Origin of the sequence: Neorhizobium sp. T6_25 (genome assembly GCF_002968555.1) — a bacterium.
GTDB lineage: Bacteria > Pseudomonadota > Alphaproteobacteria > Rhizobiales > Rhizobiaceae > Neorhizobium.
Genome location: NZ_PVBL01000013.1, coordinates 135,220 through 161,625 on the forward strand (window position 1 = coordinate 135,220; position 26,406 = coordinate 161,625).

General features: G+C 61.4%; 26 protein-coding genes and 1 pseudogene. 20 read left to right on the forward strand and 7 right to left on the reverse strand.

Features of this window, described 5'->3' with window-relative positions:
* Window positions 1-4 precede the first annotated feature (4 nt).
* Window positions 5-2,359 carry a penicillin acylase family protein gene (locus C5L10_RS18630; RefSeq protein ID WP_105430887.1) on the forward strand — a complete coding sequence of 785 codons (2,355 nt, stop codon included), beginning with the start codon at window positions 5-7 and terminating at the stop codon, window positions 2,357-2,359.
* Between the two features lie 476 nt (window positions 2,360-2,835).
* Window positions 2,836-3,066 (forward strand): hypothetical protein, encoded by a 231-nt coding sequence (locus tag C5L10_RS18640; RefSeq protein ID WP_105430889.1) that lies wholly within the window; start codon window positions 2,836-2,838, stop codon window positions 3,064-3,066.
* A 361-nt stretch (window positions 3,067-3,427) separates the two neighbouring features.
* On the opposite strand, the gene C5L10_RS18645 is transcribed toward C5L10_RS18640, so the two are convergent.
* On the reverse strand, window positions 3,428-3,646 hold the full coding sequence (locus C5L10_RS18645) for a DUF86 domain-containing protein (protein WP_205837066.1): 219 nt from the start codon (window positions 3,644-3,646) through the stop codon (window positions 3,428-3,430).
* A gap of 101 nt (window positions 3,647-3,747) precedes the next feature.
* Between C5L10_RS18645 and C5L10_RS34385 the strand changes: the two genes are divergently transcribed.
* The 3 genes from C5L10_RS34385 (at window position 3,748) to C5L10_RS18660 (ending at window position 6,138) form a co-directional block, all read left to right on the forward strand.
* On the forward strand, window positions 3,748-3,963 hold the full coding sequence (locus tag C5L10_RS34385) for a hypothetical protein (protein ID WP_245448039.1): 216 nt from the start codon (window positions 3,748-3,750) through the stop codon (window positions 3,961-3,963).
* A 190-nt stretch (window positions 3,964-4,153) separates the two neighbouring features.
* Window positions 4,154-5,323: a zinc-dependent alcohol dehydrogenase gene (locus tag C5L10_RS18655; RefSeq protein ID WP_105430890.1), complete on the forward strand. Its 1,170-nt coding sequence runs from the start codon at window positions 4,154-4,156 to the stop codon at window positions 5,321-5,323.
* 14 nt (window positions 5,324-5,337) lie between these two features.
* Window positions 5,338-6,138 carry an SDR family oxidoreductase gene (locus tag C5L10_RS18660; RefSeq protein WP_105430891.1) on the forward strand — a complete coding sequence of 267 codons (801 nt, stop codon included), beginning with the start codon at window positions 5,338-5,340 and terminating at the stop codon, window positions 6,136-6,138.
* 50 nt (window positions 6,139-6,188) lie between these two features.
* On the opposite strand, the gene C5L10_RS18665 is transcribed toward C5L10_RS18660, so the two are convergent.
* The 3 genes from C5L10_RS18665 to C5L10_RS18675 form a co-directional block, all read right to left on the reverse strand.
* A complete protein-coding gene (locus C5L10_RS18665) occupies window positions 6,189-7,247 on the reverse strand; it encodes a Gfo/Idh/MocA family protein (RefSeq protein ID WP_105430892.1) in 1,059 nt (352 codons plus the stop codon).
* Complete coding sequence (locus C5L10_RS18670) at window positions 7,240-8,232, reverse strand: zinc-binding dehydrogenase (RefSeq protein WP_245448040.1); 993 nt, start codon at window positions 8,230-8,232, stop codon at window positions 7,240-7,242. Before C5L10_RS18670 ends, C5L10_RS18665 begins: the two co-directional genes overlap by 8 nt.
* 109 nt (window positions 8,233-8,341) lie before the next feature.
* Window positions 8,342-8,899, reverse strand: coding sequence for a DUF1003 domain-containing protein (locus tag C5L10_RS18675; RefSeq protein ID WP_105430893.1), 558 nt, complete (start codon window positions 8,897-8,899; stop codon window positions 8,342-8,344).
* A gap of 187 nt (window positions 8,900-9,086) precedes the next feature.
* Here C5L10_RS18675 and C5L10_RS18680 point away from each other — a divergent pair, with 187 nt between their 5' ends.
* From C5L10_RS18680 to C5L10_RS18730, 10 genes are all read left to right on the forward strand, one after another.
* Window positions 9,087-10,193 (forward strand): NAD(P)-dependent oxidoreductase, encoded by a 1,107-nt coding sequence (locus C5L10_RS18680; RefSeq protein ID WP_105430894.1) that lies wholly within the window; start codon window positions 9,087-9,089, stop codon window positions 10,191-10,193.
* Window positions 10,190-12,232: an SDR family NAD(P)-dependent oxidoreductase gene (locus tag C5L10_RS18685; protein ID WP_105430895.1), complete on the forward strand. Its 2,043-nt coding sequence runs from the start codon at window positions 10,190-10,192 to the stop codon at window positions 12,230-12,232. Before C5L10_RS18680 ends, C5L10_RS18685 begins: the two co-directional genes overlap by 4 nt.
* On the forward strand, window positions 12,229-13,347 hold the full coding sequence (locus tag C5L10_RS18690) for a glycosyltransferase family 4 protein (protein ID WP_245448041.1): 1,119 nt from the start codon (window positions 12,229-12,231) through the stop codon (window positions 13,345-13,347). Before C5L10_RS18685 ends, C5L10_RS18690 begins: the two co-directional genes overlap by 4 nt.
* 2 nt (window positions 13,348-13,349) lie before the next feature.
* Window positions 13,350-14,480 carry a glycosyltransferase gene (locus C5L10_RS18695; protein WP_105430896.1) on the forward strand — a complete coding sequence of 377 codons (1,131 nt, stop codon included), beginning with the start codon at window positions 13,350-13,352 and terminating at the stop codon, window positions 14,478-14,480.
* Complete coding sequence (locus C5L10_RS18700) at window positions 14,477-15,568, forward strand: glycosyltransferase (RefSeq protein ID WP_105430897.1); 1,092 nt, start codon at window positions 14,477-14,479, stop codon at window positions 15,566-15,568. The genes C5L10_RS18695 and C5L10_RS18700 overlap by 4 nt, the downstream gene beginning before the upstream one ends.
* Complete coding sequence (locus C5L10_RS18705) at window positions 15,565-16,680, forward strand: glycosyltransferase (protein ID WP_105430898.1); 1,116 nt, start codon at window positions 15,565-15,567, stop codon at window positions 16,678-16,680. The genes C5L10_RS18700 and C5L10_RS18705 overlap by 4 nt, the downstream gene beginning before the upstream one ends.
* A 12-nt stretch (window positions 16,681-16,692) precedes the next feature.
* Window positions 16,693-17,736, forward strand: a complete 1,044-nt coding sequence (locus tag C5L10_RS18710) for a UDP-glucuronic acid decarboxylase family protein (RefSeq protein WP_105430899.1) — start codon at window positions 16,693-16,695, stop codon at window positions 17,734-17,736.
* Window positions 17,737-17,738: 2 nt separating this feature from the next.
* The gene (locus tag C5L10_RS18715; protein ID WP_105430900.1) at window positions 17,739-18,518 is read left to right on the forward strand and encodes a TIGR04290 family methyltransferase; all 780 of its coding nucleotides are present in this window, start codon (window positions 17,739-17,741) and stop codon (window positions 18,516-18,518) included.
* A 789-nt stretch (window positions 18,519-19,307) separates the two neighbouring features.
* Window positions 19,308-19,496, forward strand: coding sequence for a hypothetical protein (locus C5L10_RS18725; RefSeq protein ID WP_105430902.1), 189 nt, complete (start codon window positions 19,308-19,310; stop codon window positions 19,494-19,496).
* 10 nt (window positions 19,497-19,506) lie between these two features.
* Window positions 19,507-19,881 (forward strand): hypothetical protein, encoded by a 375-nt coding sequence (locus tag C5L10_RS18730; RefSeq protein ID WP_172717074.1) that lies wholly within the window; start codon window positions 19,507-19,509, stop codon window positions 19,879-19,881.
* 118 nt (window positions 19,882-19,999) lie between these two features.
* Here the strand turns inward: C5L10_RS18730 and C5L10_RS18735 are convergent, their stop codons facing one another.
* A complete protein-coding gene (locus tag C5L10_RS18735; RefSeq protein ID WP_105430904.1) occupies window positions 20,000-20,692 on the reverse strand; it encodes a type 1 glutamine amidotransferase domain-containing protein in 693 nt (230 codons plus the stop codon).
* A 115-nt stretch (window positions 20,693-20,807) separates the two neighbouring features.
* Here C5L10_RS18735 and C5L10_RS18740 point away from each other — a divergent pair, with 115 nt between their 5' ends.
* Window positions 20,808-21,716, forward strand: coding sequence for a LysR substrate-binding domain-containing protein (locus C5L10_RS18740; protein WP_105430905.1), 909 nt, complete (start codon window positions 20,808-20,810; stop codon window positions 21,714-21,716).
* A gap of 182 nt (window positions 21,717-21,898) precedes the next feature.
* Window positions 21,899-22,093 carry a hypothetical protein gene (locus C5L10_RS18745; RefSeq protein ID WP_105430906.1) on the forward strand — a complete coding sequence of 65 codons (195 nt, stop codon included), beginning with the start codon at window positions 21,899-21,901 and terminating at the stop codon, window positions 22,091-22,093.
* 80 nt (window positions 22,094-22,173) lie between these two features.
* Here C5L10_RS18745 and C5L10_RS18750 read toward each other — a convergent pair.
* Both C5L10_RS18750 and C5L10_RS18755 read right to left on the reverse strand, forming a co-directional pair.
* A pseudogene (locus C5L10_RS18750) lies at window positions 22,174-23,176 on the reverse strand (IS30 family transposase).
* A 236-nt stretch (window positions 23,177-23,412) separates the two neighbouring features.
* Window positions 23,413-23,913 carry a helix-turn-helix domain-containing protein gene (locus C5L10_RS18755; protein ID WP_105430907.1) on the reverse strand — a complete coding sequence of 167 codons (501 nt, stop codon included), beginning with the start codon at window positions 23,911-23,913 and terminating at the stop codon, window positions 23,413-23,415.
* A gap of 930 nt (window positions 23,914-24,843) precedes the next feature.
* Between C5L10_RS18755 and C5L10_RS33720 the strand changes: the two genes are divergently transcribed.
* From C5L10_RS33720 to C5L10_RS18775, 3 genes are read left to right on the forward strand one after another with little or no spacing between them, the layout of a single operon-like run.
* The gene (locus C5L10_RS33720) at window positions 24,844-25,329 is read left to right on the forward strand and encodes an alpha/beta hydrolase (RefSeq protein ID WP_172717075.1); all 486 of its coding nucleotides are present in this window, start codon (window positions 24,844-24,846) and stop codon (window positions 25,327-25,329) included.
* Window positions 25,330-25,341: 12 nt separating this feature from the next.
* Window positions 25,342-25,809 carry a hypothetical protein gene (locus C5L10_RS18770; protein ID WP_105430910.1) on the forward strand — a complete coding sequence of 156 codons (468 nt, stop codon included), beginning with the start codon at window positions 25,342-25,344 and terminating at the stop codon, window positions 25,807-25,809.
* Entirely contained in the window at window positions 25,806-26,009 is a 204-nt protein-coding gene (locus tag C5L10_RS18775) for an HIG1 domain-containing protein (RefSeq protein WP_105430911.1), read from the forward strand. Before C5L10_RS18770 ends, C5L10_RS18775 begins: the two co-directional genes overlap by 4 nt.
* The last annotated feature ends 397 nt before the right edge of the window (window positions 26,010-26,406 follow it).

The window sequence follows — 26,406 nt, forward strand, 5'->3', positions numbered from 1 at the left end:
TGACATGACGGATGCCCCGACAAACGAAACTTACCGGCTGGCCGGCCTCGAAGCGCAGGCGGAAATCCGCATCGATCGCTGGGGCATCCCGCATATCAAGGCGGCGAGCGACAAGGACCTATTCTTTGTCCAGGGTTTCAACGCCTCCCGCGACCGGCTGTGGCAGCTCGACCTGTGGCGAAAGCGCGGGCTTGGTCTGCTCGCCGCCGATTTCGGTCCCGGTTATCTGGCGCAGGACCATGCCGCCCGGCATTTCCTTTATCGCGGCGACATGGATCCCGAATGGATCTCCTATGCGCCGGACACGCAACCGATCTGCACCGCTTTCGCCGCCGGCATCAATGCCTATGTCGCGCTTTGCGAGGCAGAGCCGGCTCGCTTGCCGCCAGAATTCGCCATCTTCGGCACCAGGCCGTCACGCTGGCAGCCGGCGGACGTGGTGCGGATCCGCAGCCATGCGCTGACCCGTAACGGCATTTCCGAAATCCTGCGTGCCAACATCATGGCGCTTGCGGACGCCGAGACCGACCTGCTGCGTTTCGAGCTCGATCCGCCGGTCTCGCCGAAGCCGGAGGAGGGGATTTCACTCGGCGATATCCCGCTCGCCGCGACCCGTCTGTTCAAGCTCGCCACAGCCGCCGTCACCTTCGACAAGGCCCGTCTATCCGCAGGGCTGGACGACGTCTGGAAGTGGACTGAGGTTACCGATCTCGGCGATATCGTCCAGTCGATCGCGGAAGAGGGGTCCAACAACTGGGCGGTGCATGGTTCGCGCACCGAGACGGGCCGGCCGATCCTTGCAAGCGATCCGCATCGCGCACATGCCGTGCCGTCGCTGCGCTATCTCGTCCATCTCGAGGCTCCGGGCCTCAACGTCATCGGCACAGGCGAGCCGACCGCGCCCGGCATCTCGCTCGGCCATAACGAACGCACCGCCTTCGGCCTCACCATCTTCGGCGCCGACCAGGAAGACGTCTATGTCTACGAGACCAAGGAAGGCGATCCGGAACAGTATCGTTACGCCGACGGCTGGGAGAAGATCACCCGCATCGAAGAGAATTTCCCCGTTCGGGATCATCCCGACCAGACGCTGACGCTCTCGTTCACCCGCCACGGCCCGATCCTCCATGAGAACCCGAAGATCCGTCAGGTCATTGCCATGCGCACCGTGTGGCTGGCGCCCGGGACGGCCGCTTATCTCGGCAGCCTGTCCTATATGCGCAGCGGCTCTGTCCAGGCGTTTTCTCAGACGCTCGGATCCTGGGGCACGCCCTCGGTCAACCACGTCAGCGCCGATGTGGACGGCAATATCGGCTGGTTCACCGCCGGCCTCACGCCGGTGCGCCGAAATTGGGAAGGCCTGCTGCCCGTGCCGGGCCATGGCAGCCACGAATGGCACGGCTTCCTCCCCGCCCATCAGCTGCCGCGAAAGTACAATCCTTGTGAAGGTTTTGTCGCCTCGGCCAACGAGATGAATCTCCCCGCCGACCGTGATACGAACGCCCCGTCGATTGGCCATGAATGGGCGGAAGTGAGCCGTGCCCAGCGCATCAGATCCGTCCTGCGCGCCGATCCCAAACACACGCTGAATGCCTCGATGGATTTGCAGACCGATGTCTATTCCCGACCGGCCGCGACCATCTGCGCGGTGCTTCAACAAGCTGCCGGCCGTCAACCGCTGGCTGACCGGCAGGAACATGCCATCAAGCTTTTCAGCGGCTGGGATTATCGTCTCGAAGCGGCGAGTGCGGCAGCGGCGCTGTTCGAAGTCTGGTGGATGAAGCACCTGCGACCGGCACTGCTGGCTAGATTTGCGCCGAACCCGACCGTCCGCCAATTGCTGCTGCCCGGCGATGTCGACCGCATGCTGGCGCTTATCAACGAATCCGGCACGCTCTGGGGTGCTGCCGAACGAGACGCCATGCTGCTATCGACGCTTTCCGACGGCTTTGCAGATTGCGAAAACCGGCTCGGTGCTGAACCGGCAGCTTGGCACTGGGGCGACCTCCACCGCGCGCTCTTCGAACACGCGACCAGCCGCATCAAGACCGAAGATGCGACCGACTGGAATGTCGGCCCGCTGCCCGTCGGCGGCAGCCGTTCGACGCCTATGCATGCCGGCTATCGAATGGGCGATTTCGGCGTCAACGCCGGCGCCTCGGTCCGCCTGATCATGGACGTCGGCGACTGGGACAGCAGCGTCTGCATCAATACACCCGGCCAGTCCGGCGACCCCCGTTCGCGTCATTATGGGGACTTGGCTAGTATTTGGTCGAAAGGCGAATACGTGCCGCTCCTCTACAGCGACGTGCGCATCGCCCAGGAAACGATCCACCGCATCGTACTTCTTCCGGCTTGAGCTGCCGAGAGGCTGGGATGTGTGTCGCGTACTATCGGTGCGCATCCTCTCCGCCGGAGAACGGACCTGGCGCTTACTCTCAACGTCCGACCTGAGCTTGACGCGGACGGCAACGAGACCGGCATCTATCGCATCCCCGCCGGCGGCCGGCGCTACCGTGCGCTCGAACGGCTGGTTTCCCAGAAGCGGTTGGCAAAAACCCCACGAAACTTCCGTGAACTGCTCTTGTTAAGCGATCGAACGCGAATGTTGATTCCGGCACGCCTCCCAATGCCTGTTCCCGTCAGCATCCGTTCACCAGTGATCCACTCTACGAGGTCTCTCCCTCACTGGTCTTCGAGAACGCCCGATCCAGGGACGGTTCGAGCCTAGTACGATTTTGGCAGCTGCGAGGCGCTCTCATTAACTGTTAATTAAGCATCTGCTTGCAGATGGCGGACGGTGTGCGATGCTCCCCTGACATGGGGAAATAAATCATGGACATGCGAACTCATACACCCGATGAACCATACGAACCTCCACCTGCGCACCGCTTCCGGGTCGAAGCCGCGATGCTGGAGATGATCGAGCGCCTTCAGCAGGAAGGGCTCAGCCGGCAAGAAATCGCGCTGATCCTCGCCGACGCCGCAGATGAATACGTCATCATCTTGGCTAACATGACGGCTGAGACAGCGTCCGACCAACAGTCGTGCCAGCAACATCAGTAGGTTAGGGGAGGCAGAGGGTTCCGCGAGGCGCAACTGTGCGACCCGGGTGACGCGTCCCTTCATTGGGGCTGCCGTCCGGGCCGCTTCAGAACATTGCATTCAGTCGGCCACAAGACCCACAAGCTTGCGATCGACAACGATGCCGTTGAGCACCGGGGGTCTTCTCGTTCAGCGCGGCAAGCAGCCTCGGGCGGAACGATCGTCTCCAGCTGCAGTTAGAATGACAGACGTGGCCGCCGCAATTCCATCGCTCAGCACTTCGCCGACGTCCCGTCTGCTGCGTTCCAGACTACTCCGCAAAATGTCCCTTAACTCGCCCGCTTCGGTGGGCTCCCTGTCGAGTGCAGTTCGGCGAATGGATTCAATCGACACCATCGACTATTGCACCCTTCCATGGAATGTCGGGAGCAAGGTTCAACAGCTCATCGGGAATGTGACGGCAGGCTTCAGATACAATTTCCAGCGCCCGTTGGCTGCCAAGGCGCAGCCAATCGCGTTCGAACTCCGCTAAAGACTCTCCGGTTGTGTGGGCTTGGATCGATTGCGGTTTGGCTGCAGAGGTCCGACTGTCTTTCGTCATGGCGCCCTCCCACTAACGAGGCGGGACGGGCGCGTGACGGAAATATGCAAAGACTGTCAATGATGTAGAGGCGATATATCGACAGGATGGAGAGCTCGTTCATGAGTTGGCCGGAGATGTGGAAGGAGGCGCGCAGCCACATCCTCTCGGAGACCAGTCTCACCGGAACATTCGACGTCATGAACGAAGGAGGAAAGACCATGAAAGTGTCACAGATCATGTCGCGCGATGTCGAAATCGCCAGTCCCCACCAGACCGTCGCCGAAATCGCCAGATGCATGGCCGACAGGCAGATTGGTTTTTTTGCGCGTCGGTGACAACGACAAGCTCGTCGGAACCATCACCGACCGGGATCTGGTCATCCGCGGGCTTGCCGACGGGCTCGGAGGCGACGCGAAAATCCGGGAAGTGATGAGGCGCACGAACAAAAGGCGCAGCATCAGCTGTCCTGCACCGGAACTAAACCGGTAGCCGCAGGTTCGGGGCGCTCAATCAGGAGGACGTCTCATGAAAGCTCTCACCTGGCACGGCAAGCACGACATCCGCTGCGACAGTGTTCCGGATCCGGAAATTCAGGATGGCAGGGATGCCATCATCAAGGTCACCGCCTGCGCCATCTGCGGCTCCGATCTCCACCTCTTCGACGGCGTGATGCCGGAGATGCACAGCGGCGACATCATGGGCCACGAGACGATGGGCGAAGTCGTCGAGGTCGGCCGCGACAACGCCAAACTGAAGGTCGGGGATCGCGTCGTGGTTCCCTTCACGATCTCCTGTGGCGAATGCTTCTTTTGCCAACGCGGCTTCTATTCCGGCTGTGAACGCTCAAATCCCGACCGCAGCAAGGTGACCAAGCTGTGGGGCAATTCCCCCGCCGGGCTGTTCGGTTATTCTCATCTGCTCGGCGGCTATAGCGGCGGCCAGGCGGAATACCTTCGTGTTCCCTATGCCGATGTCGGACCGATCAAAGTCCCGGAGGGGCTGAGCGACGAACAGGTCCTGTTTCTCTCGGACATCTTCCCGACCGGCTACATGGCCGCGGACTTCTGCAACATCCAACCGAGTGATACGATCGCCATCTGGGGCTGCGGTCCGGTGGGCCAGATGGCAATCCGCTCCGCATTCCTGCTCGGCGCCGAAAGGGTCATCGCCGTCGACACCGTGCCGGAGCGGCTGGCGCTCGCAGCCTCCGCCGGTGCGCTCACTCTCGATTTCCTCGATGAGGACATCTACGACCGGATCATGGAACTGACCCAGGGCCGCGGCGCCGATGCCTGCATCGATGCGGTCGGCACCGAAGCGGATGCCTCGGCAAGCTGGGACTCACGCCTGGACCGGATCAAGGTCGCGACCTTCATGGGCACCGACCGGCCACACGTGCTGCGCCAGGCGATCCATTGCTGCCGCAATTTCGGAACCGTGTCGATCGTCGGCGTTTATGGCGGCTTCCTCGACAAGATCCCCATGGGATCCGCGATCAACCGTGGCCTGACCTTCAAAATGGCCCAGACGCCGGTGCAGCGCTACCTGCCGATCCTCATGGAGCGCATTCAGAAGGGAGAGATCGATCCATCCTTCGTCATCACTCATCGAGCTACCCTCGAAGATGGGCCGGATCTCTACAAGACCTTTCGCGACAAGAAGGACGGCTGCATCAAAGTCGTCATGAAACCCTGAAAAGGAGAGAAGATATGAATCCCGTGGAAACAGGCAGGGGCCTTGCGGTCGTCACCGGCGCATCGACCGGCATCGGTTTTGAACTTGCAAAATGCTCAGCACAGGATGGCTACGACCTGGTCATTGCCGCCGATGAGCCGCAGATCCAGGACGCAGCGGTAAAGCTCCGGGAGTTCGGCGGCAAGGTCGAGGCGATGCAGGCGGATCTCGCCACGCCGGATGGTGTAAGGCGATTCGTGGCGGGTATTACCGCACTCGGACGACCGGTTGACCTGCTGATGGCCAATGCGGGCAGGGGGCTGGGCAACGGTTTTCTCGACGAGGACATTCGCGAAGCACAGCGCGTCGTCGACACCAATATCAGCGGCACGATCGCGCTGGTCCATAACCTCGGCAATCGCATGCGGGAGCGCGGCCAGGGCCGCATTCTCTTTACCGGTTCGATCGCCGGCTTCATGCCGGGAACCTTCCAGGCGGTCTATAACGGCACGAAAGCCTTCATCAATTCCTTCTCCTTCGCGTTGCGTGAGGAACTGAAGGATACCGGTATCACGGTGACCTGCCTGATGCCCGGGCCGACGGACACCGAGTTCTTCGAACGCGCCGACCTCATGGACACTCAAGTCGGCCAATCCAAGAAGGACGATCCGGCTGTCGTGGCGAAGATCGGCTACGACGCGATGATGGATGGCGAAGGCGATGTCGTTTCGGGCTGGAAGAACAAGCTGATGTCGGCGGCGGCCAATGTCACGCCGGCCGGCATGCTCGCCAAGCAGCACCGCAAGATGGCCGAACCCGGTTCTGCCAACAACTGATCAAGATCAGTCGAGGCGGGCCTCCCGGCCCGCCTTTGCCAACTCTCCCGCTATGCCATCTGCGCCTTGTAAGCGGCTTGGCGCGAAGAGCGGTAGATCCGGTCGATCACGCTGCCCACATCGGCGATCCTCTCGCATGCGGGATCGTACCTTTGGCCCGCAGCCAGCCGCCGAGCCCAGTCGGCTGCGGCGCGTCCGCCCCAGTCGTCCGGTGGCTCGATGAGGGTTTCGCGCGATGTGCCGTAAAAACGTTCGAGGGTGAAATCGTAGAATGACCCATCGACATTGCGCATCGATATCCCGCCGTTCGTGCCGTAGAAACTGGCTTCGATGACAGCCTCGCGGCCGGCCTGCAATCGCCAGGAGCAGGCAAGGCGGACTGTCATTCCATCGCCAAGCGTGACGTTCGCGACGGCATAGTCCTCGACCTGATTTTCATCCGCGATAATTGGCCGGCCGTCGGCCATCAGGTGACCGGAGACGGATGCCACAGCCGGGAAATCGAGGGACCAGAGCGCCATGTCGACCAGATGGACGCCGAGATCCATCAGGCAGCCACCGCCAGATTTGGCCATGTCGTAGAACCACGGCTTGTCGGGTCCATAGGCATTGTGGAACACGAGGTCGGCTGCAAATATCTTTCCCAGTTCTTCTGCCCGGATGATCTCGCGGATACGGTTCATGCCGGCGGTATACCGGTAGGAAAAATCGACCCCCAGCAGCCTGTCGGCCGCCTTTGCCGCCTCCACGACCGCTGCCACTTCCTCCGCCGAGCGTCCGAGCGGTTTCTGGCAGAAGACCGAGACACCCGCCCGCAGCGCCGCGATCGACTGTTCCGCATGCTGGGCGCTGGGGGTAGCGATAACGACGCCATCCAGACCGTGAGCGAGGAGCCCGTCGAGATCGTCTGCCATTGCGGCACCGGGCGCGATCTTTTTCGCCTCCCCCGCCATGTCCCCGGAAGGATCGGCGATCGTGACGGCCTCAGCGATTCCGGTATCGAGGATCGCCTGCATGCGGTGCCGGCCGATCCAGCCCACGCCGAGGAACCCAAGCCTCAACGGCTTGGAGGAAACGGACACTGTTTTTTCGGAAATCATTTCATTCATCGTAGAGCACCAATGCCTTGAGAAAGTTTGCCGGACGGTCGCGGGTATCGTTGAGCGCCTGGTCGAGCTGGTCCAGGCGGTAGGTATGCGTGTAAAGCGATGAGGGATCGAGCCGGCCGCTCGCGACGGCTTCGACCGCCTCGCGAATGCCTTCGATGTACATTGAGGGATCGCGCTCATGGGCATTGACGACATCGAGCCCCCGCCAGTTCCAGAGCTGCATGTTGACCTGCCGGGGACCGTCCTGGTGATAACCGGCGATGATCAGCCTGCCGCGCTCCATCGTCAGCTCGGCGGCGAGATCGAGCGGCCATTGTTTGCCGACGGCCTCGATGACCCGGTCGCAGAACCGACCATCGGTGAGCCTGCGCACCTCCTCGATGATGCGCCAATGGTCGTCCATGACGATGGTCTCGGCCGCGCCCATTTTCCGGGCGACCTCCAGCGAAGCCGGCCGCCGCGAAATGGCGATCACCCGGGCGCCGGCATTCGATGCGAGGCGGGTCAGCAGAGCTCCGAGGAAGCCGATGCCGATGATCGCCACCGTCTGGCTGGGCTCTATTCCGCTGCGGCGAAGGATGTTCATGGCGCAGCCGAGCGGCTCGCCGGGGAGGGGTTTGCCCCGCAGCGCCGGCGGCAGAGGAACGACCATATTCTCCTCGGCCACGTCGTGCGTGGCATAGGCATGATAGGAGAGGGCGGCAACGCGGTCACCGATCTCAACGCTGCGGACGCCGGGCCCTACCGCGTCGACATGCCCCCAGCCTTCGTGTCCCAGGCCACCCGGTTCGGTCGGGAAAGTCATCCAGTCGGGGCCCGCCCACGGGCCGAGGTTGGATGCGCAGACGCCGCATCCTTCGAGCATGATCCTGACCTGATGGGGGCCAGGCTCGGGCAAAGGTCGCGCCTCCACCGCAATCTTGCCCGGGCCGGTGATGAGGGCGGCCCTCATCTCCTTCAGCCGCGGCATCGTCGTGCTATCCATCCCAGATTTCTCCTCTTCGGAACGCGTGACACGGCGGGTGGAACTGGCAACCCGCGTCAGAGTTCCGGAAGAAGTTGAAGAAGATGAAGTCATAGAAGATGAAGCTGAATCAGCGGTCCGCTTGCCGTTCGATCTCTTCCATGACCACTTCGGGCGGTACGTTCTGCTTCATCTCCTCGATTTCGTGCTGTTCGACCTCGGTGTCGATGCCGAGCCTATCGGCGATTGCCGACACCATCGCGATCAGCTTCGTCGTCTCATGTTCGTTGAGAAGCGATATCTGGAGGCTGAGGTCCGCGCGTTTGTCGTCTTCGAGCGCCATGCGGTTCTGGCTGATCAGCACGAAGGTCGAGATGAAGATCGCCTCCACCGAAGCCACCATGGCGAGGATCACGAGCGACGGGTCGAAGGCCGGCATCACCGGCAGCCATTCGACGTTGACGAGGATCCAGAGACCGAAGACCAGCGCATGAAGGTAGACGAAGGGCAGGCTGCCGGCAAAGTTTGTCATCGATTGCGCAATGCGCTCCTGCCGCGACATTGTCTTCTGGTCTGCGGCGCGACGCTGGATCAGCGCGTTGATGTTGCGGTCAAGAACGGCGGAGATCGGCTGGCCCTTCCGGGGGGCTTTGGGGGCCCGGGTCTTTTCTTTTTCCTGATCGGTCACATCTCTATCCCGTCATGGCGCTTCCGTTTTTCTCCTAACAGGAGACTCCGCGCGCGGTTCCGGCCGCTGGGGATGATGTCATTGATGAAGTCATAGATGACAAAGATGTCATTGATGAAGGAACTTTTGTTCCCGACTGCTGTTCGGCGACCATCGAAATCTATGTTCCATACATTTAGGACATCCGATGGCAACGATTCTTGTAACTGGTGGTTGCGGCTTTATCGGCCGTCATGTGACTGAAGAACTTCTGGAAATTGGCTACGACGTACGCATTCTCGATGCGCTGATCGATCAAGTTCACGGCGACACGGAAGCGTCCGTCCCCGATGCGGCGGAGGTCTACCGCGGCGACGTCAGAGACAAGTCGGCAGTCGAAAAAGCGCTCGACGGCGTCGACGGCGTCATCCATCTCGCTGCCGAGGTCGGGGTTGGCCAGTCCATGTACGAGATCGCCCGTTATGTCGGTGGAAACGATCTCGGCACGGCAGTCCTTCTCGAAGCCATGATCGGCAGGCCCGTCCGGAGGATCGTGGTGGCCTCGTCAATGAGTGTCTATGGAGAGGGGCGTTACCGGACAGCCGATGGAGACCAGCTTGGCTTCATCCGGCGGAAGCCGGAGCGGATCAGGATCGGTCAATGGGATCCTTTGTCTGCCGATGGAAGGACGCTGATACCGATCGCCACCGACGAGGAAAAGCCGGTCGATCTCGCTTCGATCTATGCGCTGACGAAATATGCGCAGGAAAAACAGGTGCTCATTTTTGGCGAGGCCTATGGGGTCGAGGCGGTTGCATTACGGCTGTTCAACGTCTTCGGCGCCGGCCAGGCGCTTTCCAATCCCTATACCGGCGTGCTCGCCAACTTTGCGTCCCGGCTCGCCAACGGCCAGCCGCCGATGATCTTCGAGGATGGCCAGCAGCGCCGTGATTTCGTCCATGTGCGCGATGTGGCCCGGGCATTCAGGCTGGCGCTCGAAAAGCCGAATGCCCCCGGCCATGTCATCAACATCGGCAGCGGTCAGGCCTATACGATCGCGGAGGTGGCAACCTTGCTCGCGGAGGCCATGGGCGTTCCGGACATCGCGCCCGACATCATGAACAAGGCAAGGTCCGGCGATATCCGCAATTGCTTTGCCGATATCTCCAAGGCTCGCGAACTCCTGGGCTTCGAGCCCGGATATCGGCTGGAGAACTCGCTGGCGCCGTTCGCCGAATGGGTCCGCAGCACGGGCGCCGTCGATCGCGGTGCCGAAATGAAGCGGCAACTCGAAGAGCGGGGGCTGGTATCATGAACCCAACCGTTCCGTTCCCTACAGACCCCGTCCGTCGCAAGTCCTATGGTTTCGTCGAGTGGTTCCGGCCGGGCGAGTTCGATCGGACCGAGCAGCTGCTGCCCAACATCCTCGCGAGCGGTGCCGGTTATCTGCGCACCCATCTCTCCTGGGCCGAGTATCTCGCGCCCGGAGGTGAAGAATGGTTCGACTGGCTGATCCCGCGCCTCGGCAGCCAGATCGATCTCCTGCCCTGCATACACTACACGCCGCCTTCGATGTCGCGGACGGGTCGGTCCTCCGGCGCGCCGCGCAATCTGAAATCCTATGCGGATTTCGTCGATCACGTGCTGACCCGTTACGGCAAACATTTCAGTCACATCGAACTGTGGAACGAGCCCAACAATCTGCTGGATTGGGATTGGCGCGACGACGGCGACTTCCTGCTGTTCTGCGAAATGGTGGGCGGCGCTGCCTATTGGGCTAAACATCGGGGCTGGAAGCCGGTGCTTGGCGGCCCATGCCCCTTCGACCCCTATTGGCTGAACCTGATGGGCGAACGTGGTGTTCTGAATGTCGTGGACGCCGTCGGTTTCCATGGCTTTCCGGGCACCTGGGACAGCGAGACCGGCACCTGGGGCGGATGGGACATGCATCTGGGCGAGATGCGCAAAATCCTCGATCGCTATAATGCGAATGCCGAAGTCTGGATTACCGAAACCGGTTATTCCACCTGGCGCAGCGACGAGATGGAGCAGGCCCGGCGTTTCGTAAAGGCGCTCTCCGTGCCCGCCGATCGCATGTATTGGTATTCGTGGTGCGATGTGCCGCCGGACGTGCCGGTGCAGGAGGGGCTGTGGTTCGATCCGCGGCATTATCATCTCGGCGCCGTCACCCATGATTATCAGCCGAAACTGCTTGCACGACTGCTGATGGAAGGCGGTGTTTCTCGTCTTGAGGACGTGACGCAACTCGCGGCTCCGAACCTTTCGGCCGGGGCGGCGCCTGTCGTGGTCACCGGAGGCAGCGGCTTCATCGGTTCCAACCTCGCCGACAGCTTCCTGCAGGAGGGGGAGGATGTGGTGATCCTCGACAATCTCAGCCGGCCCGGCGTCGATCAGAACCTTGCCTGGCTGACCGAGCGCCATGGCAAGCGAGTCCACCCTGTGCTTGCGGACGTGCGGGACCTGCGCAGCATCGAGGCGGCCTTCAGCGACGCCAAGGCGGTCTTTCATTTCGCCGCGCAGACTGCGGTCACCACGAGCCTTGCGCATCCGATCGACGATTTCGAGGCGAATGCGCGGGGCACGATCAACGTGCTGGAAGCCGTGCGAAAGGCCGGAAGGAACGCCCCGGTGATCTTCGCCAGCACCAACAAGGTCTATGGAGCTCTTGAAGATCTGAAAATGCTGGAGGTGGAGGACCGCTACATTCCGGCCCACGAAGGCGTGCGGTCACACGGCATCGGCGAGGACAGGCCGCTGGATTTCTGCACGCCCTACGGCTGCTCGAAAGGCGTTGCCGACCAATATGTGCTCGACTACGCCAAATCCTATTCGATTCCGACGGCCGTTCTGCGCATGAGCTGCATCTACGGGCCGCGACAGTTCGGAACCGAGGATCAAGGGTGGGTGGCGCATTTCCTGATCCGCGCCCTGTCGGGCGAGCCGATCTCCATCTATGGCAATGGCAAGCAGGTGCGCGACATCCTGCATGTCGATGATGCCGTCCAGGCCTACCGGGCGGTGCTTTCGAACATCGCTGAGGTCAAGGGCGAAGTCTTCAATCTCGGCGGCGGACCGTTGAACGCCGTCAGCATTCTGGCCGTCCTCGAAGAGATCGAGAAGCTTGCCGGGCATCCGCTGGAAACCGGCTTCGGCGACTGGCGCGCCGGTGACCAGTATTATTTCGTCGCGGACACGCGAAAGCTCGAACGCCAGCTCGGCTGGCAGGCACGGGTGCGCTGGCAGAGCGGCCTGCGGCACCTCGGCGAATGGCTGGCCGACAACCGCTTCGATGGCCGCTCGCGTCGTCGGCAGAAGCAGAAGGTGCGGGCATGACGGGGCGTGACAATCCTGTCGGCAGCCGTCGGCTGCTGATGACGCTCGACGCCGTCGGCGGCGTCTGGCGATACGCGCTCGACCTCGCTTCGGGTCTGCGATCGAACCGGGTCGACGTCGTCTTCGCCGGTCTGGGACCTAAACCATCGGCCGAGCAGACACGCGAGGCAGAGGCCCTTGGAAAGCTGGTCTGGTTGGACGCCCCACTCGATTGGATGGCCGAAGACGAGAGGGCACTGAGACCCGTTCCCGACCTCATCGCCAACCTTGTGGAGCGGGAAGGCATTGACCTCGTCCATCTTAATCTCCCATCCCAGGCGGCGGGATTGGCGATCGAGATACCGGTGGTAATCGTCTCGCATTCCTGCGTCGTCACCTGGTTTGCCACCGTTCGCGGCCACGCGGTGCCCGATGACTGGCAGTGGCAGTTTCGCCTCAACCGGCAAGGGTTCGATCGTGCGGACGCGGTGCTTGCCCCGAGCCGCAGCCATGCGGCGTCGTTGCAACAGGCTTACGGGCCGATTTCCGGGATGCAGGTCGTCAGGAATGCAAGTCTGGTCGAGCCTCCGCGCGGCCCGAAAGAGAATTTCGTCTTCGCCGCCGGCCGCTGGTGGGACGACGGAAAGAACGGCGTGGTGCTGGATGGCGCAGCCAACCACGTCGATTGGCCGGTGGTCATGGCGGGCGCGAACCGCGGGCCCAACGGGCAATATCTGCCGCTCGAAAATGTCCAATCGCGGGGCGAGCTTTCGCACGACCAAACCATGGCGCTGATGGGCCGCGCCGCAATTGTCGCATCGCCTTCCGTCTATGAACCGTTCGGCTTGGCGGCCTTGGAAGCAGCCCGCAGCCGAAGCGCCTTGGTGCTGGCCGATATCCCGACCTATCGGGAGCTCTGGGATCGCGCCGCCCTGTTTGCCGATCCTCACGACCCGCAGGCATTCGCCGGGGCAATCAATCGTCTTTCCCGGGATAGGCGGTTGCGGGAAGAGCTGGCAGAAGCCGCACTTTCTCGGGCTCGTCACTATACCCCGGAGGCGCAGGTCGCCGCGGTCATGCAGATATATGACCGGCTCCTGCCGGCGAACCACCACGCACGCACCGCAGCGGAGTGATCATGAAGTTCATTTTTTACACCCATTCCCTGATTTCCGACTGGAATCACGGAAACGCCCATTTTCTTCGGGGCGTCATGCGCGATCTGAACCGCCGCGGCCACGAGGCGCTTGCGCTGGAGCCGCAGGATTCCTGGAGCCGTGCCAACCTCCTCAAGGAGCAGGGGACTGTCGCCGTCCAGAAGTTCCGGGAGACATTTCCCGAGCTCGCGGCGCAGATCTATGACGGCGATTTCGACCACGAGGCGGCGATCGCCGACGCTGATGTGGTCGTTGTCCACGAATGGACCGAGCCGGAGCTTGTGGAACGGATCGGAAGGATTCGGCGCAACGGCGGCAGGTTCACGCTGGTCTTCCACGACACCCATCACCGCGCCGTTTCGGCCGAAAGCGATATCGCCGGTCTGAGGTTAGCTGACTACGACGCGGTTCTGGCTTTTGGCGAGACGTTGCGGCAGCGTTATCTCAAGGCGGGCTGGGGCAGGGCCGTCTTCACCTGGCATGAGGCTGCCGACGACACGCTGTTCCATCCGCGGCCGGACATTGCCAAGACGGGCGACCTCATCTGGATCGGCAATTGGGGTGATGACGAACGGTCCTCGGAGATCATGGAGTTTCTGGTTCGCCCCGCCGAGGCGCTGAAACTCGACGCGACGGTGCGCGGAGTGCGCTATCCGGAGCATGCGCTGAAAGCGCTCAGCCAGGCCGGGATCGCCTATGGCGGTTGGATTGCCAATGCCAAGGCACCGCTCGCTTTCGCACGGCATAGAGCGACCGTGCATATTCCGCGACGGCCCTATGTCGAAAACCTGCCGGGCATTCCGACGATCCGTATCTTCGAGGCGCTCGCCTGCGGCATCCCCCTGATCTCGGCTCCCTGGAGCGACGTCGAAAATCTCTTTCGTCCCGAGACCGATTACCTCGTCGCCCGCGATGGCGAGCAGATGACGCGTTTGCTGCGCGATGTTCTGTCGGATGCGGATCTTTCGGGTTCACTGATCGCTTCCGGCCTGGCAACAATCCGCGCCCGCCACACCTGCCGCCACCGGGTCGATGAACTGCTCTTCATCCTGACCCAATGCGGCACCGAACGGGTTGCCGGCAAACTGGCAGCACGGGAGGCCGCCGAATGAAGATCGCTTTCTACGGATCAAGCCTTGTCTCCGCCTACTGGAACGGTGCTGCCACCTATTACCGCGGCCTCCTGCGGGCCCTGGCGCAAAAAGGCTACGACATCACCTTTTACGAGCCGGACGTCTACGACCGTCAGAAGAACCGCGATATCGAGCCGCCGGACTGGTGCAGGGTGGTCGTCTACGACGGCACCGTCGACGCGTTGAAGGCGGTTACGGTGAAGGCGGCGGAGGCCGATATCGTCGTCAAGGCGAGCGGGGTCGGTTTTGAAGACGACCTCCTGCTCCAAGAGGTCCTTTGCAACGCCCGGCCGACTGCGCTGACGATCTTCTGGGACGTGGACGCGCCCGCGACGCTTGCCGAACTGCAGGCCGCCCCCGGGCATCCGCTTCGCCAGGCTCTCAGCAGGATCGACCTCGTTCTGACCTATGGCGGCGGCGACCCCGTCGTCAACGCCTATCGTGCCCTCGGGGCAGCGCGCTGCGTCCCGGTGTATAATGCGCTCGACCCCGAAACCCATCATCCGGTACCGGCACAGCCGCGCTTCAACGCCGATCTCGGTTTTCTCGGCAATCGTCTGCCGGACCGCGAGGCACGCGTCGAACAGTTCTTTCTGGAACCGGCGGCGCGGCTGCCCAGGCAGACGTTTCTGCTCGGCGGTTCCGGCTGGCAGGATAAGCCGATGAGCGACAACGTGCGCTCCATCGGTCATGTTTCGACCCGCGACCACAACGCCTTCAATGCGACGCCGAAGGCTGTCCTGAACATCTCCCGCGCCAGCATGGCTGAAAACGGCTTTTCTCCGGCGACGCGGGTGTTTGAGGCGGCCGGTGCCGAAGCATGCCTGATCACCGACTATTGGGAAGGCATCGACCTCTTTCTCAAACCCGGCGAGGAGGTTCTGGTCGCTCGCGACGGCCAGGACGTGGTCGAAATCCTCTCAGGCCTGACGCAGGAGAGGGCAAACGCAATCGGAAAGAGGGCGTTGGCCCGCGTGCTTTCCGAACACACTTACACCCACCGCGCAGAAGAGGTTGATGCGATCTTCCGCGCCCATGCCGGTGCCCGCATGGAGGCTGCCCAATGACGAAGCGGCTCGACATCGTTTTCCTCGGCCTGTCGCTGTCGTCCTCCTGGGGCAACGGCCATGCCACGACCTTTCGGGCGCTGATCCGGGGGCTGAAGGCCGCAGGGCACCGCGTCTTGTTCCTGGAGCGCGATGTTCCCTGGTATGCGAACCAGCGCGACCTTGCCGATCCCGATTTCTGCGAACTCGCCTACTATTCCAACGTCGGCGAGATGATCGACGCCTATGCCCACCGCATCCGGCGCGCCGATGCCGTCATCATCGGCTCCTATGTGCCGGAGGGCGTCAGCGTCATCGATGCGGTGGCGGACCTTCAGCCGAGACGCTTGTGTTTCTACGATATCGATACGCCGGTGACGCTTGCCAAGCTCGAAAGGGCGGACGAGGAATATCTGGCTCTCCGGCAAATCCCGCTCTTCGACACCTATTTTTCCTTCTCGGGCGGCAAGGTCCTGACGCGGCTGGAGCAGCGTTTCGGAGCCAGGAAAGCCGAGGCCCTTTATTGTTCGGTCGATGCGGACCGGTACCGAAACACCGGTGAAACTTTCCGGTGGGATCTTGGTTACCTCGGCACGCACAGTGCCGATCGCCAGCCGACGCTCGAGAGGCTGCTGATCGAACCGGCAAGGCGGCTGCCGCACTTCCGCTTCGTGGTGGCCGGCCCGCAATATCCCGAGGACATCGACTGGCCTGCCAACGTGCAGCGCATCGAACATCTGCCGCCGAGCGAGCATGCCGGCTTCTATAGCCGGCAGCGGTTTACCCTGAATGTCACGCGGGCCGACATGATCGCCGCCGGCTGGTCTCCGAGCGTTCGCCTGTTCGAGGCGGCCGCCTGTGGCACGCCGATCGTCAGCGACTTCTGGCGCGGCCTCGACGAGGTTCTGCCTCACGGTGAAGCCCTCATCGTCGCGAGGCAGCCGGAGGACGTGGTGAAGGCGCTGACCGAGATCGGCGAGGACGCTCGCAGATCTCTGGCGGAGGCCGCCAAGGCTCGTGTCCTAAAAGACCATACCGGCCTTGCCCGCGCCCGCCAACTCGCCGCCGCCCTTGAAGACCTACCCGAACGATCTGCCCGCACCGAACCGATGATCCAATCCCTGTCAGCCTAAGGAGTGCCCTCAATGCTTCAAAGAACCCGAAACGGAAAAAGCAGAACCGTTGTTGTTGCCGGAGGGGCCGGCTTCGTGGGCTCGCATCTTTGCGATGCTCTGCTTGCCCGCGGTAATCGGGTGATTTGTGTGGACAGTTATATTACCGGTTCCAAGGACAACGTCCGTCCGCTGCTGAACCATCCGGACTTCCGGTTGATCGAGGCGGATATCTGCGAATTCGACCGCGTCGACGAGCCGCTGGACCAGATCTACAACCTCGCCTGCGCCGCGTCTCCGCCGCAATATCAGGCCGACCCTGTCCACACGATGATGACCTGCGTCAGCGGCACCGGCAATCTCCTGTCGCTTGCCGAACAGCACAGCGCCAGCTTCCTGCAGGCCTCAACCAGCGAGGTCTATGGCGACCCGGCCGAGCATCCGCAGCGCGAGGACTACCGCGGCAACGTCAACTGCATCGGACCGCGCGCCTGCTACGACGAAGGCAAGCGGGCGGCGGAGGCCCTCTGCTTCGACATGCTTCGGAGCGCAAGGGTGGATGCCCGGGTGGCGCGCATCTTCAACACCTACGGTCCGCGCATGCAGCCGAATGACGGCCGCATCATCTCCAATCTTCTGGTCCAGGCAATCTCCGGCAAGCCGCTGACGATCTATGGCACCGGCGAACAGACGCGCTCCTTCTGCTTCGTCAGCGATCTGGTCGCCGGCCTGATGGCGCTGATGGATGTCGATCCCAATCCTCAAGGGCCGGTCAACCTCGGCAATCCCGGCGAGTTCACCATCAACGAGCTCGCCGCTCTGGTGCTCACCATGGTGCCGACGGATTCGAAAATGGTCCGCAAGCCGCTTCCGCAGGACGATCCCCAGCGGCGCCGGCCGGACATTTCGCGGGCAAGCGAACTGCTCGGCTGGGAGCCGAAGGTGCAACTGCGGGAGGGATTGCGCCACACGGCGGACTGGTTCATCGCGACGGTCGGGAGCGATGCGGAGAGCAAGCCGCGCCGCGGCACTGTCCGGCCCCAGCCGGTCTCTCCCGATATGGGCGTGAGGGTCTGACGATGGATGCGGGAAGAGGGAGAACGCGCGAGGACCTGCAACGGCGGATCGCCGAGCTCGGGCCGTGGTTCCACAACATGGAGATCGGGGGCGTGCAGACGGCGCCGGATCATTTCCTCGGCGATTATCCGGCCTTCAAGTGGGGAGGTTTCCAGCATGTCATCCCCGAAGACCTCCAAGGCCGCAGCGTCCTCGATATCGGCTGCAACGCCGGGTTCTATTCCGTGGAGATGAAGCGGCGGCATGCCGGGCGCGTCGTTGGCATCGATTCCGATCCGCGCTACCTCGCCCAGGCGCGGTTTGCCGCGGAACAATCCGGCCTCGATATCGAATTCAGGCAGATGTCGGTCTATGACGTCGGACAGCTGCGTGAAAAGTTCGACCTCGTGATCTTCATGGGCGTGCTTTATCATCTGCGCCATCCGCTGCTGGCGCTCGACCTTCTCCACGAGCACGTGGTCGCCGACCGGATGCTGTTCCAATGCCTGCAGCGCGGCGACGAGCGGGCTCCGGATCTCCAGGAGAATTACGAGTTTTCCGAATGGGCCGTCTTCGACCGGCCGGATTACCCAAAACTGTTTTTCGTCGAGGAACGATACGCCTCGGATCCGACCAACTGGTTCATCCCCAACAAGGCGGCGATGGAAGCCATGCTGCGCAGTTCCGGGTTTACGATCGAGGCCAATCCCGAGCGCGAGGTCTATCTTTGCCGACGCGGCGAGCGGCACTACATGGCCGAGCCGCCTCCGCGGATTTCTCCCGCAGATCCAGGACAGGTCTGAAATTGACCCGGATAGGGTCGACGGAGCCGGCGCGGCATCCCTGCACGTGCGGGCCGGCAATCGTGCCGGTGGCCGCCTGCTCGTTTGGCATATCGCAATTCCATCTCCTACAAGCAGCTCGAAAGGCTGGATACATCAAGGCTCCGGTTTTCGCCGTTGCGCCTATCGTGTTGCGCCTGATCTCACGACAGGGGCTCGAACGATGGCGCCCGCGCTGGCGGGTCGGTCTGGCGCTCCGGGAGCATCCAAACGCGTTCCTCCGTTGCGACCTGCAGAAGCGGAACATCGTCACCTGCACCAAACCCATGAACGCCCGCGACGGCCGGTCGCTAATCACCGCGGGCCTCGTCCTCGTCCGCCAGAAGCGAGGCATACATCAGTTCTCCGAGCGAACTTCGACGTTTGAGTCGGGCCGAATCCCGCCTTCCAATGCTTTGAAAATATGCCGAGCTTGTCATGCGGCTTCACCTGATATCTCGGGCTTTGGGTAGCGGGCTCGGCATATTATCCGCCTCGGCATAAGTGCGGGACCTGCAATAAGAATGATGAGAGTAAAGAACCGGAACTTTCATTGAGTTCCACGCATTGGCGCCAACACCGCTAGCGTTGGCACAGGATCACCGGCGATGACGGGACCGTCAGGATCCAAGTTCCTCTAGATGAGCTTCCGTCCGTGGGGCGTCGCCCCTGACGGTCCTGAGGATAAGTTCGCACCCGAGGAGATTCCGGTGGCATGCATCCTTTAGGCCTATCGGTCGTTTTCTTCTGCAAAACAGAAGGAGACATCCGATGACCAAGCGTCAACTGATCGATACCGGCTCCGACAAGCGCTACGTCCGGCGCGACGGCCACGGGCGCTTCAACGAATCCGTCGACGTCGGCCGCTCGCTATCGGCCGACCACCGCCACGATGCGAAGAACGACGCCAAGCCGGGCGAGGGCGACCGTGGCGACCACAAGCCGAAGAACTCGCGTTGAGGGGGAGATGATGACCCACATTCGCATGAGGGGCCTCGGCACGCGTAACGAAGTCGAGGAGCATCTGGTGGAGCTCGCCGAAGGGACTCCTACCGAAGACTATGGAGACGGCGATCCACAGGCCGTCGATCTCGATGCTGCGAAGCGCGAGATCGCATGGCTTCGCAAGGAGGTCGCCGATCTGCGAGAGCGGCTTGCGACCATCCGTGGGCAGACGGAGGGCTTCCCTCGCGCGTCCGAGGACACCCATCCATGGATGAGGATCGCGGCCGCGATGGCGACGACCTTCATCCTGGGAAAGCTGGTGCAACGTCTGCGTCTCGGAGCCGCTGGCGCGGCGGCCGTGCCGATGATCGCCGCCCAGCTCGACAGGCGCCTTTGGTGAGCAACGGAAGGCTATCGACGAAGGGCTTCGCCCATTTCAGACAGACTACCTGAGTTCGAGCACGTTGTTGGTCGCCGGGCGGCGTGATGAAGGGAAATGGTCCCTGGACTGTAGATCGTTAGGCGGCCTTGGCTGCCCGAAGCGTGCGGATCAGGATGCCGGCAGTCTCGACCGACGAGCCGGGGTTCTGGCCGGTGATCAGCAGACCGTCCTGAACCGCATACGATGACCAGTCAGGGCCGCTCGAATAGAGGGCGCCGTTCTGCTTCAGCATGTCCTCGACCAGGAACGGCACGACGGTGGTCAGGCCGACACCGTCTTCTTCCGTATTCTTGAAGCCGGCGACCTGCTTGCCCTGGACCAGCGACGTTCCGTCGTGGGCCTTGACGTGGCGCAGGACGCCCGGCGCGTGGCAGACGAAGGCGACAGGCTTGCCGGACCGGTACAAGGATTCGATGAGGGTAATGGAATCCTTGTCTTCCGCCAGATCCCACAGCGGGCCATGGCCACCGGGATAGAAGACGGCGTCATAGTTCTCGGGCGAGATCGAACCGAGGGTCACCGTGGAGGCGAGCACGGCCTGGGCAGCCGGGTCGGCATGGAAGCGGCGGGTGTGCTCGGTCTGGAAGCTCGGCTCGTCGCTCTTCGGGTCGAGCGGCGGCTGTCCACCCTTTGGCGATGCGACGGTGATGCGGGCGCCGGCCTCGAGGAAGGCGTAATAGGGGGCGGCGAATTCTTCCAGCCAGAAACCGGTCTTGCGGCCGGTGTTGCCGAGCTGGTCATGCGAGGTGAGAACCATCAGGATGTTCATGTGCTTGATCCTTTCGATCTGTCCGACTGTTCGGATGAGGTGATCATGCCTTCCTACCAACCATTCCGGAAATTTATCTTCTTGATTTCAGATATACGCCCAGCAATATGACTGGATGAAGTACGATCTCAACCTCCTGCCGGTCTTCCTGACCCTGATGGACGAGCGCAACGTCACCCGTGCCGCTGAGCGGCTTGGAATGACCCAGCCGGCTCTCTCCAACGCCCTCAACCGCCTTCGAGAGACGCTGCGCGATCCGCTGTTCATCCGCGAGCGCTACGGGATGAAGCCGACGCAGATGGCTGAAGAGCTCGCACCCGTCGTCAGGGCGGCGCTTTCGAGCTTAGACGAGGCGATCGGCGGTCAGCAGGAGTTCGATCCCGCTGTCGCGACCCGGCAGTTCACCCTGGCCCCCAACAGTTATGTGGAATTCGTCCTGATGCCGGTGATTGTCGCGCGGCTGCGGGAGCTTGCGCCGGGGATCAGGCTGCGCCTCACGCCCTTCGGCAATGATCTCGTCGAAACGGGCGCCGTCTCAGGAGCAACAGAAATGGTGCTCGGCAGGATCGTCGATCCTCCCGACAACATGGTTGTCCAGCATTTGATGGACGATGGGCTTGCCTGTGTGGTGCGGAAAGATCATCCGGAGGTCGGCGAGAGCCTGTCTCAGGAGCAGTACGAGCGCATGAAACACGTCAATGTTCTCCCGCCCGGCAGGATGCGAGCAGGCCTGTTCCAGGCGTTGCAGCAGAAGGGACTCAAGCGTGACGTCGCCGTATCGGTGACGCATTTTCTGGCCGTTCCGGAAATGGTCGCCGTCAGCGACTACTGCGCGACGCTGCCGCGCTTGATCTGCCAGCGTCTCGCGCGGGACGAAAGGTTGAAGGTTCTACCAGCCCCCGTCGACCTCGGCACGTTCCCGGTGGAACTGGCCTGGCATGTCCGCTACCGCAGCGACCCGGCGCACCGTTGGCTCCGGTCGCTGATCGGTGATGTAGCAAAGGAGCATGGCCTTCCTTCTTAGAAGTCATTTCATCCCTCACATATGGTGATCGGACCATCGCCAGGCAACGCATAGCTGCCATTCGCCGAGCACGGGCTCCGGTAACTTGCATTGGTGGTATGCCATGCTCATCTATCGGTCACACCCCGTATCGATGACCGCCGCAGCGACAACCCTCCGTCGCGCGCGGTCGTCCGGGATGGATGAGGGCGCTCCCCGGCGACGGGTCGAGCGCCCTCTGTCTCCTCAACGAATGGTCGGCCGGCGTCGACGAACGGCTGATCGACAGCGTCCGCCGGATCGACGGCCTCGATGCGCTGCAGATCGCGTTCGCTCATCGCTATCAATCCCATCTGCTCGTCTCCGCGCTATTAAACGCGGGGAGTGTGACACTCTAACTTTGCTGAATTAGGACATTCTAACTTTGCGGTAGAGAATCTACGCCAAGTGCAAACATACGCGATTGGAGGGTAGGGGATCAGCCTGTTTCACGCAAATGGGCGATGAACACTTCGGCGGGTCTTTTATATCCGAGGCATTTGCGTGGTTGCGCATTCAGATGATGGGCGAGGTCGACGAGCTGTTGCTGTGTGATGTTGGATAGGTCGGTGTCACCAGGCAGGAAGCGGCGGATTCGCTTGTTGGCGTTTTCCACAGCACCTTTTTGCCAAGGTGAGTTCGGGTCGCAGAACCAGCTCCTGGCACCGATCCCGTCTTCCAAGGCCCGGAAGCCGGCAAACTCGGTACCGCGGTCGAAGGTAAAGCTGCGACGGGCAAAAGACGGCAGCGGCGAGAACGCGTTGATGATCTTGTCCATGATCGGCCGCGAGTGGCGACTGCGGTTCTTGATTATCACGGTATAACGGCTCTTGCGTTCGACGAGCGAGGTGATATTGGCCTCGCCAAGCTCGCGTTTGAAGATCAGCAGGTCGCCTTCCCAATGACCGAACTCGGAACGATCATCAACAAAATCAGGTCGTTGCGAGATCCGGCACTCAAACGGGATGAGGCCGCCACGCGGCTTGCGGGATCCACGCGGCAAACGCCGGCGACGACGTTCAGGCAGGTGCTCGTAAAGGCCAAGCGGATAATCTTCCTTGCAATAGATGAAACGATAGATCGTTTCCGGGCAGATGCTGACTGGGCTGATCCCGTCAGTCTGCAGCCGACCGGCAATCTGTTCCGGTGACCATTTTGGCCTTCAATCGGTCGATGATCAGGTCGCGCAGCTGTGGATGTCGTCTGAGCTTGCGCAGCCGTCGGCGGCGCTCCTTGCTCATGTCGTTGGCGATTGTCCCGAAGTAACCAGTGTATTCCGGAAACTCGCGGTCGTGGAACGTGTTGCGCTTGAGCTCGCGATATATGGTCTAACGATGACGGCCGAGTTGGCGGGCGATCTCACCAACCGGCAGCTTGCGTTCCTTTAACTGATACAGATGGCGGCGATCGGACAGGGTGAGTTGCGAATAGCAGGGCGACATGCAAATTTCTCCAAGGCGAAGCCATTGATGTTATTGGAATGTCGCACTTGAAAATGGAATCTGCCCCGCTACATACAGTTATCGCATAAGGTAAATTATGGAACTAGCGAATGATCCCAAGACTGTTCGAGGACACTGTAGAAACGGAACGTCGTGTGGGAACGCAACCAAATTGTCCCAAAGTCACCAGGATGTCCCAACACGGCTCCCGTCCCACATGCTGGTCACCAATATGATCACTTGTTCCACAAGGGCTGCTTTTTGGAATTCCGCTCGCTAGCCTCGCAGGTCTCATGGACTTTGATAGCACTCATCGCCGTGGACTGATCCCTATCACCGAAGGCTCTTCCGACATCGGCGTAAGCCAGGCCAAATTTCTCGCGCACCTCCCACATCAATTGGCGGCGGGCTGCCACCACCCGTTTTATAGCAGATCGACCAACTACATCGCGATATTGGACACCCAGCTCTCCGCACCGCTGTTTGATGTATTTCACCTCCCGCCGAACGCATTTATTCGCCAGGTGGAATTGGTAGGCGCGAATATGGGCGTCGAAGAGGGTTGCTAAGCTCTTCCACATCGGCAATCGATGAGAAACCTCGATCTCTCTCAGCTTGTTTGCCCCCACTCTGCGTGATGCAAAAGCATAGCGGGCCTGGCGCGATCTGTGAGCTTGAAGAAGTTTAGCTTGAGTTGGAGTGATTTCCTGAACTTGAACTCTCATTTTTTCCAGCATGAATTATCGCTCGACCGGAGTAGGCCAAGGATGACATCGACGGGATTTGGTGAAGCGTACGCGGGTTGCAACCAAGAAATGGCCTGCTACGCGTTACGCCTGTACGATCAGCCGCAAGAGACATGTTGTCTCAAATCGTAAGCATTAGATGTTGCTTACAGGGAGCATCTTCAAGGCAGCGTGAAGGTAAATTCGGGTGGTCGAACGACATGAAATGCCTGGTCGCGGCGCCATCGACCAAGAAGAAGAGCGACTTATCCGATCTTCGCAGCCCCTTCCCCCGGCGGCGCACCCAGGGAACTTACTCTGATCCGGAATGTTCGAAGCGTCCCAATGGAGACCGACCATGCCTGATGGAACACGTCCTGACTTCACTCTGACAGAAACCGCAACGGAAGCTCGGCAAGGCCGCACGGGGCGGCCAGTCCTCGTGGTCCTGATCTGTGGTCTCGTGCTTGCCTTCTTGGCGTGGGGTGCAGCTGAATGGTGGGGCGAAGCAACCGACGCACCCTCTGAGCGGACCACAACACCCCCGGCCGGGGAAAATACTCCGCGCCCTCAAGCGACCACCACCACTCCTTCTGGTGGAATGGCCCCGACTGACCGGACCCCTCATGCCGATGGAGGGAGCGGAAACCAAAACCCCGTCAACCAGCCGTCGGGAAGCACGGTTACGAGACCATGACGAGGAACAGAACCTGCTCGTAACCCAGCCTGGTGGCACCGTGTGGATGAACTATGACCCGGATGCCACGATCAAAGACGTGGCCCGGGCACGGCGGCTGATGCGGTATCGCTATCGCTAGCGCTGACTTCCATCTGGCGAGAGACGACGACCTCGCGCGCACGCTCATGCCTTCGTCGCATGGGCGCTGAATAGCCTATCCCAATTCAGCGTCGACAGACTTTTCGTGGAAGGTGAATCGTCGGGTGCACATCTCGCAGCCTCTGCTCTCGTTCAGTTGTCTCGCGACCGGTCAATTGAGACCGTCGACGGTTTTATCTCGTTCTGCGGGGCTCGACTTCGCTGGTCACGCCAGTCTCAGAACGACATCCGACAGCCTCGTTATCGACCCTCAAGGTGCAGCAAGAAACGTGGACCGATTGCTCGAAGGCTCCCCCTCCTTCGGCGTAGATGATCGGATTGTGTCGCCATTGCTGGCCGACTCAATCGGAATGCCGCCAGCGCTCTTCATTGCTGGAGAACTCGATCCGATCATCGGCGACAGGCGGTCGATGCATGCCCACTGGCAGGACGCCGCCGGGAATTCGGATTTTTTGGTCGTTCCGGAAGGGCCTCGCGGCTTCGAACGCTTCCCGACTAGGCTGGCGGCCCGCACCAAGACCGTTGCCGTCGAATGGATCAACCGTCGTCTGCGGAACGACAGCCAGGAAGCATCGTTAGTGCGGACTTAGAGGAGAATCAAAATGTCGAACGCTACGCGAGACAATCAAAGAGGCACCAAGAACAACGCTGTGAGCGGCACGGAATTCGGCAAGTCCGTCGAAAGCCAGGCCCAGATCGCCGATGCTGCCACCTTGGCGTCAGGTACCGATGATGGTGAGATGCTGAATGTGTACCGCCTGGTGCCTGTTGCACCCCCAACCGATTATCGATGGGACAAGGCACCGAGTCATGGGTCGGTTCTGGTAGCGGCACGGACAGCTGGCGACGCTCGCATTGTTGCCGCCGGACACGAAGGAGAATTTCTCGAAACCGCGTCGCTTCCTGGCGAGGACGTGATGACGACGCATGCCAGCGCGTTTCGCGACGAAAAGGCCTACACCGTCATTGAGATTGCGCGGGAATTGCCGGGCCTGACACGAGGACCGGTTCAGGAAAGTCGGTTCGATGGCCTGACATCACCGGACGACAGCACGACTGGCGGGCGATGAGCGCCTGGTCTGTTATCCTCGCCATCATCATCAGCGCTGTTGGACTGATGATTATCACGAAGTTGTTTTACGATCGAACCGCAGGAAGGACGGAGAACACGTCTAACAGGCTCATGCAGCTTCGAGTGTTCATCCAGGCGCTGATCGTTGGGGTCATCCTGATCGTCTTATGGCTGATGGGCGGCGGGCGACCGAGCTAGCGGTCCCCTAAAATTCACCCGACCGGAGACCTCGACGAACAGGCGGTACCTCTAGAGGGGGTCTTGGAGCCCGCCTTCCACGCTGAGACTGCCGAGACGGTCTCTCGGCCGAAATTGACGCCTCAGCGGAACCGAGGACGTTCGAGGGAGTTTCGATGCTCTGTCAATGATAAGAGGCAACAACCGTGAACGCGATAACAGACAAACCAACCAGCTTTTCCGCGATTGCAGGCCTCAAAGCCCTTAGGCTGACACGCGGATACACCCTAGCACTACTTTGGCAGAATTGATTTTGGCGTCATTTGGAACCTGATACGGCAGTGTGGACATCGTTGTGGTGGATGGTGGTTTGAGAGCGCGGCTATGACGGCGCGTCGGATAGCTGGCAGTGTCGGTT

What these genes read in the sequence shown, in the direction of transcription:
- C5L10_RS18630 (WP_105430887.1), top strand. Translation starts at nt 5, where the DNA reads ATGACGGATGCCCCGACAAACGAAACTTACCGGCTGGCCGGCCTCGAA.
- C5L10_RS18640 (WP_105430889.1), top strand. Translation starts at nt 2,836, where the DNA reads ATGGACATGCGAACTCATACACCCGATGAACCATACGAACCTCCACCT.
- C5L10_RS18645 (WP_205837066.1), bottom strand. Translation starts at nt 3,646, where the DNA reads ATGACGAAAGACAGTCGGACCTCTGCAGCCAAACCGCAATCGATCCAA.
- C5L10_RS34385 (WP_245448039.1), top strand. Translation starts at nt 3,748, where the DNA reads ATGAGTTGGCCGGAGATGTGGAAGGAGGCGCGCAGCCACATCCTCTCG.
- C5L10_RS18655 (WP_105430890.1), top strand. Translation starts at nt 4,154, where the DNA reads ATGAAAGCTCTCACCTGGCACGGCAAGCACGACATCCGCTGCGACAGT.
- C5L10_RS18660 (WP_105430891.1), top strand. Translation starts at nt 5,338, where the DNA reads ATGAATCCCGTGGAAACAGGCAGGGGCCTTGCGGTCGTCACCGGCGCA.
- C5L10_RS18665 (WP_105430892.1), bottom strand. Translation starts at nt 7,247, where the DNA reads ATGAATGAAATGATTTCCGAAAAAACAGTGTCCGTTTCCTCCAAGCCG.
- C5L10_RS18670 (WP_245448040.1), bottom strand. Translation starts at nt 8,232, where the DNA reads ATGGATAGCACGACGATGCCGCGGCTGAAGGAGATGAGGGCCGCCCTC.
- C5L10_RS18680 (WP_105430894.1), top strand. Translation starts at nt 9,087, where the DNA reads ATGGCAACGATTCTTGTAACTGGTGGTTGCGGCTTTATCGGCCGTCAT.
- C5L10_RS18685 (WP_105430895.1), top strand. Translation starts at nt 10,190, where the DNA reads ATGAACCCAACCGTTCCGTTCCCTACAGACCCCGTCCGTCGCAAGTCC.
- C5L10_RS18690 (WP_245448041.1), top strand. Translation starts at nt 12,229, where the DNA reads ATGACGGGGCGTGACAATCCTGTCGGCAGCCGTCGGCTGCTGATGACG.
- C5L10_RS18695 (WP_105430896.1), top strand. Translation starts at nt 13,350, where the DNA reads ATGAAGTTCATTTTTTACACCCATTCCCTGATTTCCGACTGGAATCAC.
- C5L10_RS18700 (WP_105430897.1), top strand. Translation starts at nt 14,477, where the DNA reads ATGAAGATCGCTTTCTACGGATCAAGCCTTGTCTCCGCCTACTGGAAC.
- C5L10_RS18705 (WP_105430898.1), top strand. Translation starts at nt 15,565, where the DNA reads ATGACGAAGCGGCTCGACATCGTTTTCCTCGGCCTGTCGCTGTCGTCC.
- C5L10_RS18710 (WP_105430899.1), top strand. Translation starts at nt 16,693, where the DNA reads ATGCTTCAAAGAACCCGAAACGGAAAAAGCAGAACCGTTGTTGTTGCC.
- C5L10_RS18715 (WP_105430900.1), top strand. Translation starts at nt 17,739, where the DNA reads ATGGATGCGGGAAGAGGGAGAACGCGCGAGGACCTGCAACGGCGGATC.
- C5L10_RS18725 (WP_105430902.1), top strand. Translation starts at nt 19,308, where the DNA reads ATGACCAAGCGTCAACTGATCGATACCGGCTCCGACAAGCGCTACGTC.
- C5L10_RS18730 (WP_172717074.1), top strand. Translation starts at nt 19,507, where the DNA reads ATGACCCACATTCGCATGAGGGGCCTCGGCACGCGTAACGAAGTCGAG.
- C5L10_RS18735 (WP_105430904.1), bottom strand. Translation starts at nt 20,692, where the DNA reads ATGAACATCCTGATGGTTCTCACCTCGCATGACCAGCTCGGCAACACC.
- C5L10_RS18740 (WP_105430905.1), top strand. Translation starts at nt 20,808, where the DNA reads ATGAAGTACGATCTCAACCTCCTGCCGGTCTTCCTGACCCTGATGGAC.
- C5L10_RS18745 (WP_105430906.1), top strand. Translation starts at nt 21,899, where the DNA reads ATGAGGGCGCTCCCCGGCGACGGGTCGAGCGCCCTCTGTCTCCTCAAC.
- C5L10_RS18755 (WP_105430907.1), bottom strand. Translation starts at nt 23,913, where the DNA reads ATGCTGGAAAAAATGAGAGTTCAAGTTCAGGAAATCACTCCAACTCAA.
- C5L10_RS18770 (WP_105430910.1), top strand. Translation starts at nt 25,342, where the DNA reads ATGTCGAACGCTACGCGAGACAATCAAAGAGGCACCAAGAACAACGCT.
- C5L10_RS18775 (WP_105430911.1), top strand. Translation starts at nt 25,806, where the DNA reads ATGAGCGCCTGGTCTGTTATCCTCGCCATCATCATCAGCGCTGTTGGA.